At 70.9% G+C, this 12,902-nt stretch carries 13 protein-coding genes; 5 read left to right on the top strand and 8 right to left on the bottom strand.

What is annotated here, in order from left to right:
• Positions 1 to 46 precede the first annotated feature (46 nt).
• Together OG456_RS06590 and OG456_RS06585 are read left to right on the top strand one after the other, a co-directional pair.
• Positions 47 to 1,432, top strand: coding sequence for an amino acid permease (locus tag OG456_RS06590; protein ID WP_266558140.1), 1,386 nt, complete (start codon positions 47 to 49; stop codon positions 1,430 to 1,432).
• A 93-nt stretch (positions 1,433 to 1,525) separates the two neighbouring features.
• Positions 1,526 to 1,951 carry an OsmC family peroxiredoxin gene (locus tag OG456_RS06585; RefSeq protein WP_266558138.1) on the top strand — a complete coding sequence of 142 codons (426 nt, stop codon included), beginning with the start codon at positions 1,526 to 1,528 and terminating at the stop codon, positions 1,949 to 1,951.
• 93 nt (positions 1,952 to 2,044) lie between these two features.
• Here the strand turns inward: OG456_RS06585 and OG456_RS06580 are convergent, their stop codons facing one another.
• On the bottom strand, positions 2,045 to 2,905 hold the full coding sequence (locus OG456_RS06580; protein WP_266558136.1) for a helix-turn-helix transcriptional regulator: 861 nt from the start codon (positions 2,903 to 2,905) through the stop codon (positions 2,045 to 2,047).
• 161 nt (positions 2,906 to 3,066) lie between these two features.
• On the bottom strand, positions 3,067 to 3,882 hold the full coding sequence (locus tag OG456_RS06575; protein WP_266558134.1) for a helix-turn-helix domain-containing protein: 816 nt from the start codon (positions 3,880 to 3,882) through the stop codon (positions 3,067 to 3,069).
• Between the two features lie 84 nt (positions 3,883 to 3,966).
• Here OG456_RS06575 and OG456_RS06570 point away from each other — a divergent pair, with 84 nt between their 5' ends.
• Both OG456_RS06570 and OG456_RS06565 read left to right on the top strand, forming a co-directional pair.
• Entirely contained in the window at positions 3,967 to 4,272 is a 306-nt protein-coding gene (locus tag OG456_RS06570) for a 4a-hydroxytetrahydrobiopterin dehydratase (RefSeq protein WP_266558132.1), read from the top strand.
• 6 nt (positions 4,273 to 4,278) lie between these two features.
• Positions 4,279 to 4,992, top strand: coding sequence for a class I SAM-dependent methyltransferase (locus OG456_RS06565; protein WP_266558130.1), 714 nt, complete (start codon positions 4,279 to 4,281; stop codon positions 4,990 to 4,992).
• Positions 4,993 to 5,027: 35 nt separating this feature from the next.
• Here the strand turns inward: OG456_RS06565 and OG456_RS06560 are convergent, their stop codons facing one another.
• Together OG456_RS06560 and OG456_RS06555 are read right to left on the bottom strand one after the other, a co-directional pair.
• The gene (locus tag OG456_RS06560; RefSeq protein ID WP_266558128.1) at positions 5,028 to 5,492 is read right to left on the bottom strand and encodes a hypothetical protein; all 465 of its coding nucleotides are present in this window, start codon (positions 5,490 to 5,492) and stop codon (positions 5,028 to 5,030) included.
• Positions 5,492 to 5,968: a hypothetical protein gene (locus OG456_RS06555; protein ID WP_266558126.1), complete on the bottom strand. Its 477-nt coding sequence runs from the start codon at positions 5,966 to 5,968 to the stop codon at positions 5,492 to 5,494. Before OG456_RS06555 ends, OG456_RS06560 begins: the two co-directional genes overlap by 1 nt.
• A 39-nt stretch (positions 5,969 to 6,007) precedes the next feature.
• Here OG456_RS06555 and OG456_RS06550 point away from each other — a divergent pair, with 39 nt between their 5' ends.
• The gene (locus tag OG456_RS06550; RefSeq protein ID WP_266558124.1) at positions 6,008 to 6,976 is read left to right on the top strand and encodes a YafY family protein; all 969 of its coding nucleotides are present in this window, start codon (positions 6,008 to 6,010) and stop codon (positions 6,974 to 6,976) included.
• Positions 6,977 to 7,051: 75 nt separating this feature from the next.
• Here OG456_RS06550 and OG456_RS06545 read toward each other — a convergent pair whose 3' ends face one another.
• The 4 genes from OG456_RS06545 to OG456_RS06530 form a co-directional block, all read right to left on the bottom strand.
• Positions 7,052 to 7,924, bottom strand: a complete 873-nt coding sequence (locus tag OG456_RS06545) for an aldo/keto reductase (protein WP_323136305.1) — start codon at positions 7,922 to 7,924, stop codon at positions 7,052 to 7,054.
• A 68-nt stretch (positions 7,925 to 7,992) separates the two neighbouring features.
• A complete protein-coding gene (locus OG456_RS06540; RefSeq protein ID WP_266558122.1) occupies positions 7,993 to 8,778 on the bottom strand; it encodes an ABC transporter ATP-binding protein in 786 nt (261 codons plus the stop codon).
• Positions 8,775 to 11,507: an ATP-binding cassette domain-containing protein gene (locus OG456_RS06535; RefSeq protein ID WP_266558120.1), complete on the bottom strand. Its 2,733-nt coding sequence runs from the start codon at positions 11,505 to 11,507 to the stop codon at positions 8,775 to 8,777. Before OG456_RS06535 ends, OG456_RS06540 begins: the two co-directional genes overlap by 4 nt.
• Before the next feature lie 12 nt (positions 11,508 to 11,519).
• Positions 11,520 to 12,776 carry an ABC transporter substrate-binding protein gene (locus OG456_RS06530; protein WP_266558118.1) on the bottom strand — a complete coding sequence of 419 codons (1,257 nt, stop codon included), beginning with the start codon at positions 12,774 to 12,776 and terminating at the stop codon, positions 11,520 to 11,522.
• Positions 12,777 to 12,902 lie beyond the last annotated feature (126 nt).

Genomic DNA, 12,902 nt, shown 5'->3' with positions numbered 1-12,902 from the left:
CCCGGCGATCCCGGTCGGCGCCCGCACGAGAGAGGCGCACCACCCCATGCCCCACACCGGAACCGTGACGAAGCCGGCTCCGGCCCCGCAGCACGAAGAGCTCCCCAGCAAGCACGACCGCCGCTTCGGGCTCCCCGTCGCCACCGCCCTCGTGATGGGCAACATCATCGGCGGCGGCATCTTCCTGCTCCCGGCCTCCGTCGCCCCCTTCGGCACCATCAGCCTCGTCGCCTTCGGTGTCCTCACCGTCGGAGCCATCGCGCTCGCGCTCGTCTTCGGCCGCCTCGCCCGCCGCCATCCCCGGACCGGCGGACCGTACGTCTACGCGCGCGAGGCGTTCGGCGACTTCGCCGGGTTCCTGGCCTCCTGGTCGTACTGGATCACCACCTGGGTGTCGAACGCGGCCCTCGCCGTGGCCGCCGTCGGCTACCTCGACGTGCTCCTGCCCCTCCACGGCTCCCGGTTCTGGACCATCGTCGCCGCGCTCACCGTCCAGTGGCTGCCCGCCCTCGCCAACCTCGCGGGCACCCGCTACGTCGGCGCGGTACAGCTCGTGTCGACGGTCCTGAAGTTCGCGCCGCTGCTCCTCGTCGCCGTCGGCGGCCTGTTCTCCTTCCACGCCGACAACCTCGGACCGTTCCGGGCGAGCGGCGACTCCTCGCTCGGCGCCGTCTCCGCGTCCGCCGCGATCCTCCTCTTCAGCTACCTCGGCGTCGAGTCCGCCTCGGTCAGCGCCGGCGAGGTCCGCGACCCCGAGCGCAACGTGGGCCGCGCCACCGTCCTCGGCACGGGCCTCGCCGCCCTCCTCTACCTGCTGTGCACGGTCGCCGTCTTCGGGACCGTCGCCCACGACCGGCTCGTCGACTCCAGCGCGCCCCTCTCCGACGCCGTCAACGCCATGTTCGGCGGCACCTGGGGCGGCACCGCCGTGGCGATCGCCGCGATCGTCTCCATGCTCGGCGCCTTGAACGGCTGGACGCTCCTGAGCGCCCAGACCCCGTACGCCGCCGCCAAGGACGGCCTGTTCCCCGCGGTGTTCACCAAGAAGAAGCGCGGCACCCCGACCGTCGGCGTCCTCGTCGCCGTCACCCTCGCCTCGCTCCTGACGGTCTACAACTACACGGCGGGCTCGGCCGGGGTCTTCGAGACCCTCGTCCTGGTCACCACGTTCACCGCGACCGTCCCCTACCTCCTCGCGACCGCCGCCCAGATCTACTTCCTGCTGTCCGGGCAGGGTCACCGCGTCAGCGGCCCGCGCCTGGCCCGTGACATGGTGCTCGCCCTCGCCGCGTTCGGTTTCTCCCTGTGGCTGGTCGGCGGCGCCGGATACGCGGCCGTCTACCAGGGCGTCCTGTTCCTCTTCGTCGGAGTCCTCGTCTACGCGTGGATGGCGGCCCGCAAGAAGCGCGTCGCCGGGGACACCACCGACTGATCCGTGCCCCGTGCGCATTCCGGCCATAAGCGGTCCGGGTGTGGTCGGATGGTGCCCAACGCCCCAACCGACACCCGACTGAAGGGAATCACCGTGGCTACCACGCGCTCCGCGCACACCGTGTGGGAAGGCGATCTGCTCAAGGGGAGCGGCCTCGTCACCTTCGACTCGTCCGGCATCGGCCAGCAGGCCGTGTCCTGGCCCTCCCGCGCCGAGCAGGCCAACGGCAAGACCAGCCCGGAGGAGCTGATCGCCGCCGCGCACTCCAGCTGCTACTCGATGGCCCTGTCCAACGGCCTGACGACTGGCGGCAACCCGCCCACCAAGCTCGTCACGTCCGCGGACGTCACGTTCCAGCCGGGTGAGGGCATCACCGGAATTCACCTCACGGTGGAGGGCACGGTGCCCGGGCTCGACGAGGCCGGATTCGCCGCGGCGGCCGAGGACGCCAAGAAGAACTGCCCGGTGAGCCAGGCGCTCACCGGCACCACGATCACCCTCACGGCAAAGCTCGCCTGAGGGCGCACGCGCAGCCTTCATGTGCCGCGGTCCCGCAGAGACGGGCCCGCGGCACTGCTGTCACCACCCTCGGCGGTCACCACGCGTCGTATGTCAGAGCGCGTCGCGCTTCTTCCGCAGCAGCTCCACCGTGCGCTCCGCGGACGCCGCGTGCGCCGCGATGTGGTCGAGCACCTCCAGATGCGTGCCCACCTCGGCCCGGCCGTCCAGATAGAGCGCGCCCGTGACGTACTCGCTGAAGACCATGTCCGGCAGCTCGCGCACCGGGAACCGGAACAGCGTGAACGGGCCGAACGTCCCCGGGTGCGGGCCCGCCGCGAACTCGGCTATCTGGAGCGTCACTTGAGGCAGTTCGGCCGCCTCGATGAGCCGGTCGAGCTGATTGCGCAGCACCTTGGGGCCGCCGGGCGGCCGGCGCAGCACCGTCTCGTCCATCACGACCCACAGATGAGGCGCGTCCTCACGGGTCAGCAGCGCCTGCCGGGCCATCCGCAGCGTCACATGGCGTTCCAGGTCACCGGGCTGCGTGCGGCCGACGGTGCCCGCGTCGAGGACGGCCCGCGCGTAATCCTCCGTCTGCAGCAGCCCCGGCACGAAGTGCGGCTCGTACGACCTGATGAGCCCGGCCGCGCTCTCCAGGCTCACGTACAGGCTGAACCAGTCGGGCAGGATGTCGTGGAACCGCTGCCACCAGCCCGGCAGATTCGCCTCCTCTGCGAGCCCGACGAAGGCCTCGGCCTCCTGCTCAGGCACCCCGTACAGCTCCAGGAGCATCTGTACGTACGGGATCTTGAGGGCGACCTCCGCGGTCTCCATGCGGCGTATCGTGGCGCCGGTGACGCGCAGCGCGCGGGCGGCCTCGTCGCGGTTGAGCCCGGCCGACTCCCGCAGTTCCCGCAGCCGTCTGCCCAGAACCACCTGACCCACGGTAGGCGCGGGCCGCCGTTCACTCACGTCACGTCTCCCCACGTGCCGGGCGGCGAGCGGATTCGGGAGCCGGTGCGCTCCCAGCCGCGGCACTGCGCGCACTGAACATGTGCGCGAGCCGCGTGAACGGTACCAGTGCGATGACTGGCCTGCCCACTACCGCGTGGATCCCGCTACGAGGTCCCCGACTACGGCGCGAGCGACCGCAGATACTTCACCGTCGCCGAGTCGGCGGGCAGGAACGTCTCGATCGCCAGCTCGGCCACCGTCACGTCCATCGGGGTGTTGAACGTCGAGATCGACGACACGAACGACAGGACCTGCCCGTCGTGCTCGATCACCATCGGCAGCGCGAAGTACGGCACCGCCTCGCCGCCCTCCCCAACGTCGCCGCCCCCGTCCCTGTCCGCCACCGGATACGCCTTGACCTCGTCGTACACCGCGCGCAGCGCCTCGGAGCGATCCAGAGCGATCTGCCGCTCCATCTGCGCCAGGAGATGCCCCCGCCACTCGCGCAGATTCCGGATCCGCGGCGCGAGGCCCTTCGGGTGCAGGGTGAGCCGCATCGCGTTGAGCGGCGGCGTCAGCAGCGACTCGGGAATCCCCTCCATCAGCATCGCGATACCCCGATTGGCGGCGACCACCGTGTACGTCGCGTCGACGACCAGCGCCGGATACGGCTCGTAGCCGTGCAGGAGCCGGTCCAGGCCCTCCCGCAGCGCCCCCATCGACGGGTCGTCGAGCGGGGTCTCCGCGAACCGCGGCGCGTAACCCGCCGCGAGCAGCAGCGCGTTGCGCTCCCGCACCGGCACGTCGAGATGCTCCGCGAGCCGCAGGACGAGCTCCTCGCTCGGCCGCGACCTGCCCGTCTCCACGAAGCTGAGATGCCGGGCGGAAGAATCGGCGCGCAGGGCGAGCTCCAGCTGGCTCACCCGCCGCCGTACCCGCCACTCGCGCAGCAGAGGACCGATTCCGGACTGGCGAGCACGCGTGGCAGTCGACATGCCACGACCGTAGCCGAGGGGCGCGCGGCACCACCCCTGTGGGACGCTGGAACTCCTCGCACATCACAGGGAAAGGACCTGGTCATGCCCTTGGAGCCGCTGTCCCAGAAGGAGATCGAGGACCGTCTCGCCGAGCTGCCCGGATGGAGCGTGGCCGACGACAGACTCACCCGCAGCTACCGCCTGGCCAACCACTTCGCGGCCACGGCCCTCGTCATGCACATCGCCCAGATCCAGGACGAGCTGGACCACCACTCCGACCTCACCCTCGGCTACAACACGGTCGACCTGTCCGTGAACACCCACAGCGTGGGCGGCGCCCTCACTCACCTCGACTTCGGCCTCGCCCGGCGCGTCGAAGAGATCGCCCCCACCCACGGCGTGCGCTGACCGCCGGTGCTGGACTACGACAAGGAAGCCGCGGTCTACGACGAGACCCGCGGCGGCATACCCCGCGCCCGGTCCGCCGCCGAGGCGGTGCTCCGCCTCGTGCCGCCCACCGCCCGCACCCTCCTCGACCTGGCCTGCGGCACCGGGCTCGTCACCATGCGGCTCACCAGGCCGGGCCTGCGCCCCGTCGGCATCGACCTCGCCCCCGGCATGCTCCGCGCCGCGGCGCCCCGCCTCGACGGCGCCGTCGTCCGCGGCGACAGCCGCCAACTCCCGTTCCGCAGCGCCTCCGTGGACGTGGTGACCGTGATCTGGCTGCTGCACCTGCTGCCCGACGCGCGCCCCGTCATAGCCGAGGCCGCCCGCGTCCTGCGGCCCGGCGGCGTCCTGGTGACCACCGTCGACAAGGCCGCCGCCCACGACGTGGGCAGCGACATCGACGCCCTCGTGGCCCCCTACCGCGGCCGCCTCCCCTCCGACGAGGCCACACGGGTCGCCGCCCACGCCGCCGGCCACGGGCTGCGGCCGAGCGGCGAGGCCCGCTTCCCCGGACACGGCCAGGGCCGCACCCCGAGGCGCCTCGCCGACGACGTGCGGCGCGGCAGGATCTACAGGGCCGGCGGAGCGGCGCTCGCCGACCGTCTCGCCGCGCTCCCCGGCCCCGAAGTCCCGCGCCCGGACCCGGAGTTCACCGTTCACTCCTTCACACGGCACACCTGACGCGATGTCAGTGCTCAGCGTCCACCGATGGCGCGTCAGGGGCGACGGGTGAACGCCATCGTCCAGTTCGACAGCCATGTGTCGCCGCCGTCCACCGAGAAGAACTGCTCCCAGTGCGCCGTCGTCTCCGAGATCCCCGACCACACGAACCGCGCCCGGACGTGCTTGCCGTCATGCGTGTCGTCGCCCTCGAAGACACCCCGCCCGTTCCCGTCGAAACGACCGATGACCGGCGGGAACAGGACGCCCGCACGGCTGGACGACCAGTTCAGCGACCACGTACCGGCCGCGTGGTCGAAGAGCCGCAGCGTGAGCCCCTTGAAGCCTTCCGTGGGGCAGTTCATCTCGTCGATGTTCGCCGCCCCGTCGAACAGGCTCCAGCAGCGGTTCGCCGCCCCGAACTCCTCCCAGCCGCTGTCCGCGTCGAGGAAGTCCGTACGCCTGCGGTGGGCGACGTCCCAGTCACCGAAGAAGAAGTCGAAGTCGTGCGCCGTGCTCATCAGCGGTCTCCCGTGGTGCCGTCGGTGAGGGAATCGGCCAGATATCCGTCGAGGTCGGGGGCGTCCGGAACCAGCATGCGCCGCACCCACGCGTCGCGTTCGTGCAGCACCGGCGGCAGCTCCCACACACAGCCGATCCACGGCAGATCGAGGATCACGAACCGCGTCGGATCACTGTCGGGACAGCCGATCACCGGCTGCCCCGCCGCCGCACCCCGGAAATGCAGGACGTTGTCCCACACCCAGCTGTACGCGTTGATGTACGCCCCGTCGTCACCGCCGCGGTGCACGACGACGAACGTCGCCGGAGGCGTCCCGTCCGGGTCCGGAAGCAGCTCCGGCAGCATCGCGTACGCCGCCTCCTCCACCTCCGGCGCGATCCCCGCCGGATCCCCGCTCACGTGGTAGCGCTTGACGCGCCGGCCCGCCACCTCGACGGGCGGCAGCGACCACAACAGTTTCTCCTCGAAAGCCATGGCTGGAAGCTACGGCCACTTCACTGACATCCTGTGTCAGTGAAGTCCAGTCGACTGGTGTCCATCCTGCTGCTGCTCCAGACCCGCGGCCGGATGACCGCCGCCCAGCTGGCCGCCGCACTCGAAGTCTCCGTACGCACCGTGTACCGCGACGTCGACGCCCTGCACGCGGCGGGCGTACCGCTCTACGGCGACGCCGGACACGCCGGCGGATACCAGCTCATCGACGGCTACCGCACCCGCCTCACCGGCCTCACCACCGACGAGGCCGAAGCCCTCTTCCTCGCCGGCGCACCAGGACCCGCAGCCGAACTCGGCCTCGGCCCCGTGCTCGCCGCCGCCCAGCTCAAGGTCCGCGCCTCACTCCCCGCCGCACTGCGCGCCCACTCCGAGCGCATCAGCGCCCGCTTCCACCTCGACGCCCCCGGCTGGTACGCCGACGAGGACGACGTCCCCCACCTCCCGGCCGTGGCCACCGCCGTCTGGAACAGCCGCGTCCTGCACGTCCGTTACCGCCGCTGGCGCGCACCCACCGACGTCGAACGCCGCCTCGAACCGTACGGACTCGTACTCAAAGCGGGCCGCTGGTACGTGATCGCCTCCGCCGGACCCGGAGACGCCCGCACCTACCGCGTCGGCCAGATACTCCAACTCCACGTCAGTGACGAGGAGTTCGAGCCGCCCGCGGGCTTCGACCTCGCCGCGTACTGGCGCCACTACCAGGACGACTTCCACGGCCGCCTCCACAGCGGCGAAGCCGTCGTACGACTCGCCCCCGGCGCCGCCGACCGGCTGCCCGGCCCCGCGCAGCGCGAAGCGGCCCGCACCACCGCCCGCCCGGAACCCGACGGCTGGACCAGAGCGGTCGTCCCCATCGAGTCCGTCGACCACGCCCACGACGAGTTCCTGCGCCTCGGCGCCGACATCGAGGTCCTCGCACCCGCCGAGCTGCGCCACCGCGTCCAGGCCACGGTCAAAGCCCTCGGCGACCTCTACGGCCGCGCTTGACGCCCGGCCTCACACACGCGTGCCCCGCCTCCGGACGGAGACGGGGCACACGAAGCCGTACGCGTGAAGAAGCGGTCAGGCCACGTCGAACGTCGCCGGGTCGGGACCCAGGCGACGGTCCTCGTTCAGCGCGCTGATCGCCGCGATGTCCTCGACGTCCAGCTCGAAGTCGAACACGGCGATGTTCTCCACGATCCGCGACGGCGTCACGGACTTGGGGATCACGACATTGCCGAGCTGGACGTGCCAGCGAAGCACGATCTGAGCCGGCGTGCGCCCGTGCTTCTGGGCGATCGCGACGATCGCCGGGACCTCGAGAAGGCCCTTGCCCTGACCCAGCGGCGACCAGGCCTCGGTGGCGATGCCCTGCTCCGCGTGGAACTCGCGCGCGGCGCGCTGCTGGAGATGCGGGTGCAGCTCGATCTGGTTGACCGCCGGGATGATCGACGTCTCGCCGAGCAGGCGCTCCAGGTGCTCCGGAAGGAAGTTGGAGACACCGATGGCCTTGGCACGGCCGTCCGCGTAGATCTTCTCGAGGGCCTTGTACGTGTCGACGTAGCTGTCCTTCGAGGGCAGCGGCCAATGGATCAGATACAGATCGAGGTAGTCGAGGCCCAGCTTGTCGAGGGAGGCGTCGAAGGCGCGCAGCGCGGCGTCGTAGCCGTGGTCGGCATTCCACAGCTTCGTGGTGACGAAGAGCTTCTCGCGGGCGATGCCGGAGGCGGCGACGGCCTTGCCGGTGCCCTCCTCGTTGCCGTAGATCGCGGCGGTGTCGATGCTGCGGTACCCGGCCTCCAGGGCCGTCGCGACAGCCTTCTCGGCCTCGGCGTCCGGCACCTGCCAGACGCCGAAACCGAGCTGGGGCATCTCGACGCCGTTGTTCAGGATGATCGGGGGGACCTTGCTCACGAGCTCTCGATCCTTCGCGTTGTCGGTTGGTACTCCCATCGTCAACGATCACGGCCCGGGGCGCATTCCCGTTCACGGCGTGTTCACAGGTGCGCCCCGGGCCCCGCTCAGCCGGCCGAACCCAGATAGGCGTCCCGTACGGCCGGGTCGGCGCGAACCGCGGCCGGGGTGCCCTCGGCCAGCACGGTCCCGAGGTCGAGCACGACTATGCGGGAGCAGAGGTCCATGACGAAGGCGACGTTGTGCTCGACGAGGAGCACGGCGCAGCCCTGTTGGTCTGACAGATGACGGATGACAGATTTCAGCTGACGGATTTCATCATCTGTCATTCCTGACGCAGGCTCGTCGAGCAGCACCACCCGCGCCCCCTCCACCCCCGCCCGGGCCAGTTCCACCATGCGTGCCTGGCCCACGGGCAGCGCCCCTGTGTACTCTCCGGCCAGCGCGTCGAGGCCGCACGCGTGCAGCATCGACGACGCCCGCTCGCGGCGCCGGCGCTCGTACCTCCGTCTGGTCGGCGCCGCCAGCAGATCGGCGGCGAGCCCGCCCCCGCCGCCCCGCCACTCCTGCGCCACCAGCAGGTTGTCCGCGACCGTGAGCTGGCCGAAGAGCTGCTGGCGCTGGAACGTGCGGCGCATCCCGTGGCGGGCCCGCCACACGGGGGAGCGGCGCGTGATGTCCTCGCCGTTTAGGAGGACGCGGCCCTCGTCGGGGCGCCGGATACCGGAGACGACGTCGAAGAGCGTGGTCTTGCCTGCGCCGTTCGGGCCGATGAGACCGCACACCTCGCCGGCGCGCAGCGTCACTCCGACCTCGTCGAGCGCGCGGATCCCGCCGAACCGGACGCCGATCCCGGCCGCTTCGAGCACGGATCCCCCAGTGGTTCCGCTCATGGCCGCACCGCCCCTTCCCCTTCCGCTTTCGCGTCCTGCGCCCTGCCCGGTCCGCTCGCGGCGAGCCCCAGGTAGGCCTCGGTGAGCCGGTCGGCCCGCACGTCGGCGCGCGGGCCGCACCACGAGACGCGGCCCCGGTCGAGATATGCGACGGTGTCGGCGACGCCGAGGATCTCGGTGGCCTTCTCCTCGACGAGGAGCAGCCCCGTTCCGGCGTCGCGGAGTTCGGTGAGCAGCCGGAACACGTCCTCGACGATGCGCGGCGCGAGACCGAGGGACGGCTCGTCGGCGATGAGGACCCGGGGCGGCTCCTGGAGGAGCGGGGCGAGGGCGAGCAGTTGCTGTTCACCGCCGGAGAGTGCGCCGGCGGTGACGTTGCGGCGGGCGGCGAGCCCGGCGAAGCGCTCGTACACGGCCTCGCGCGCGTGCTTGTCGGCGAGGTGCAGGGTGAGGTTCTCCTCGATGGTGAGGGCGGGGAAGATGCCGCGCCCTTCGGGGGCGAGGAGTACGCCGGCCCGCGCCCGGCGGACGGGGCCCTCGCGTGTGACGTCCTGCCCGGCGACGTACACCTGCCCCCGCAGGGGTGTGAGGAGTCCGGCGGCGGTACGGCACGTCGTGGACTTCCCGGAACCGTTGGGGCCGAGGAGGGCGACGATCTCGCCGGGGTGGACGGTGATGCCGACTCCGTGCAGGACGGGCGCGCCGTCGTATCCGGCGTGCAGGCCGCGCAGTTCGAGGGCCGGCGGGGTGCCGCTGTCTTGAGGAGGGGTGGGCGCCTGAACCGTCGCTTCGGACAGTCCGATGCCCGCCGCCCCCGGATTCGTACTCCTGCGCCTGTGCCGTCGTACGGAGATCGCCGCGCAGTACCCGTCCGGGTCGTTGGCGAGTGCGAGGCCCGCCAGGCCGAACAGGACGACCGGGAGATGGACGGAGTCCGTGACGTAGTCCGCGACGAGGTGCGGCACGATCGCGTAGACGAGGCCTGCGACGACCGCGAACTGCGGGCGCCGCACCCCGGCCGCGACGACCACCGCGAGCCAGATGAGACCCGTCATCGCGGTGAAGTCGGTAGCGGTGATGCGGGTGTTGTACGACGCGTACATCACGCCCCCGAAGCCCGCGAGGCCGGCCGAGAGGGTGAAGAGGAGGAGTTTGGTGCGGATGACGGAGACGCCGGAGGCCATCGCCGCGGCGGGCGCCGAGCGCACGGCGAGCATCGCGCGGCCCGAGGGGGAGTTGCGCAGTGCGCCGAGGGCGGCCACGGCGGCCGCGCACAGGACGACCATCGCGACGCCCATCGCCCGGTCGTCGCTCAGGTCGACGGGTCCGAAGACGGGGCGCGGGATCTCCCAGCCGGTGTCGCCGTTCCTCAACCAGCCCATCTGGAAAAGGACTTGGTCGGCGAGGAAGGCGAGGGCGAGTGTGGCGAGGGCGAGGGTACGGCCGCCGAGGCGCAGCGCGGGCAGTGCCACGAGCGCCCCGAGGACGGCCGCGACGCAGGTGCCCACGAGCGCCGCCGCGATGAACGGCCAGCCGTGGCTCATCAGGAGCCCGGCCACGAGCGCCGCGCCGGTGACGAAGGTGGCTTGCGCGAGGGACACCATCGCGCCGAGCCCCGTCACGACGGTGAAGGAGACGAAGACGAGCGAGAGGGCGAGGCCCTGGGCGAGGATGCCGCTCCAGAACGGGGTCGTCACGGTGTAGAAGGCGGCCGCGAGCAGCACGGCGGCCATCGCCCACGGTCCCCACTTCCGTGCCCAGGGACGGCCCGCGAGGTAGTCGACGGGCGGGGCGTCGGCGGCGGCCGTCCCCGCCGTGCGCTGTCGCCGGGTGAGCAGCAGCAGACCGGCGAAGAGGATCAGGAACGGGACGGCGGTGCGGAACCCCGTGATGCGTTCGGCGAAGGAGGAGTAGCCGGCGACGAGGTTCTGCAGGACGCCGAGACCGAGTCCGCCCGCGAAGGCGAGGGGTACGGAGGCGAAGCGCCCGAGGACCGCGGCGGTCGCCGACACGAACAGGAACAGGGTGAAGTCGTGTGCGGACAGGCCGAGCAGCGGGGTCGCGAGGACGCCGGCGAGTCCCGCGAGCCCGGACGACAGCATCCACGCCACGGTGGAGAGCCGGTCGGCGCTCATGCCGCGCAGTTCGACGAGTGAGCGGTTGTCGACGGCGGCCCGCAGGCGCAGGCCGAGGGTGGTGTGGCGCATCAGGATCCACAGGCCGAGCGCGACCGCGGCGGTCGCCACCCATGTGATCAGCTGGTCGGAGTCGATGCCGACGCCGTCCATCAGCTGCCAGTTCTTCGCGGGGCTCGGGCCCACGCCCGGCAGCCCGAACTGGTTCTCGGCGGGCTTGACGGACACCCCCGCGTCGTCGAGCAGTTCCACCACCCACAGGCCGAGCGCGGGCAGCGCGACGAGGAGGCCGATGGTCGCGACGATCTGCGCTGTCTCGCCGACGCGCGCCAGCTTGCGGAACATCAGCCGGTCAAGTCCCCATCCCAGCAGGGGAGATGCGACGCAGACGAGGAGGAGGGCGGTCGGTACGGCGGGCCAGCCGAGGCCGGAGTGCAGTTCGTAGAAGGCGAGCGCGCACAGGTAGGCGGTGGCGCCATGGGCGAAGTTGAAGAGGCCGGAGGCCGAGTAGGACAGGACGAGGCCGGTGGCGAGGAGCGCGTACAGCGCACCCGACACGAGTCCGCTCAGCACGAAGACCAGCAGGTCGGACATGCGGGGCGCCCCCTACTTGAACGGGATGGGCTCGTAGCACTTGAAGGGTGACGAGACGTGGTACGCCCCGTTCTTGAGCTGGACGAGGGCGCCGCAGCCGAACGACTCCTTCTGTCCCTTGGGCAGGGCGCGGTCGCCGACCATCGTGCCGGTGTCGGAGAACCCGTCCGCGGCCTTCTGGAAGGAGGCGACGGTGAGGTTTTGGCCGGCCTTCTGCGCGATGGAGAGGAACAGGTCGGCGGACATGTAGCCGGTCATCATGTGCATGTTGAGGGGCACGTCCTTCCCGCCCGACGCCTTCTTGATGTCCGCCTTGAACTGCTTCATCGCCGCCGAGCGCGTCTCGAAGGGCTCGAAGGTCAGCAGGATGTGCACTCCGTCGAGCGCCTCCTTCGTGGCGCTCTTGGCGAGCAGCCCCGGGTCGTAGTCGGTCGGGTCGGTGAGGACGCCGCGGTACCCGGAGCGCTTGACGGCGGTGAACAGGCCGATGTTGTACGGGGTCTGCATGACGGAGACGACGATGTCGGGCGCCTTGCCGCCGTCGCTGCGCAGGATCTCCTTGGTGTACGCCGACCAGTCGCTCGGTACCGAGGTCGCGGGCACGGACGACTTGGCGAAGGTGACCTTGTATCCGGCGGACGCGAAGCTCTGCTTGTAGGTGCGGATGGCGAAGGTGCCCGCGTCGTTGTCGTTGGCGAGGATGGCGACGGTCTTCCCCATGGCGCCGTGCGTGACCTGCTTGAGGCCCTCGGGCCAGGTCTGCGAGATGGTGCCGCCGGGCATCGGGACCATGCAGCCGCCGAAGCCGTAGATGTAGGTGGGTCCGCAGAAGGACGGGATCGTGCCCCAGCCGAAGGTGGGAACCTTCTGCTTCTGGAGGAAGTCGGCGCCGGAGAAGGTGACCGAACTCATCGGTGAGATCGCGAACACCTTGTCCTGCTGGACGAGTTTGCGGGCCGCGGCGAGGTTCTTGGCCGGGTCCTGGCCGTCGTCCTCCGCGCCCAGGTAGTCGATCTTCCTGCCGTTGATCCCGCCCTCGGCGTTGGCACGGGCGAAGCGGGCTCTCGCGCCGAGATCGGTGTCCTTCTTGCTGTAGCCGCTGGCGGTCGTCATGGAGACGATGCCGCCGACCTTGATGGCGCCATCCGTCACTCCGCGTACCGAACTCCCCTTGCTGTCAGGGGAGTTGCCGGTTGCGGCGGAGTTGCAGGCGGTGGCGAGCAGCAGTGCCGCCACAGTGGCGGTGATGACGCGGACATTTCGCGACACGATGGACCCCCTCCGTCGGGTGAGGGTGATTCTGTGTGCGAGCTGATGAACCGTCAATAACTGACGCATCGGTAATTGATGAACCGTCAGAAACGACTCGCGACCGGGTCAGGGCCTCGTGGCGGG

Origin of the sequence: Streptomyces sp. NBC_01446 (assembly GCF_026340095.1) — a bacterium.
Classification (GTDB): domain Bacteria; phylum Actinomycetota; class Actinomycetes; order Streptomycetales; family Streptomycetaceae; genus Streptomyces; species Streptomyces aureus.
Note: the sequence above shows the minus strand (reverse complement) of the source record. Positions and strands in the feature narration are given on the sequence as shown.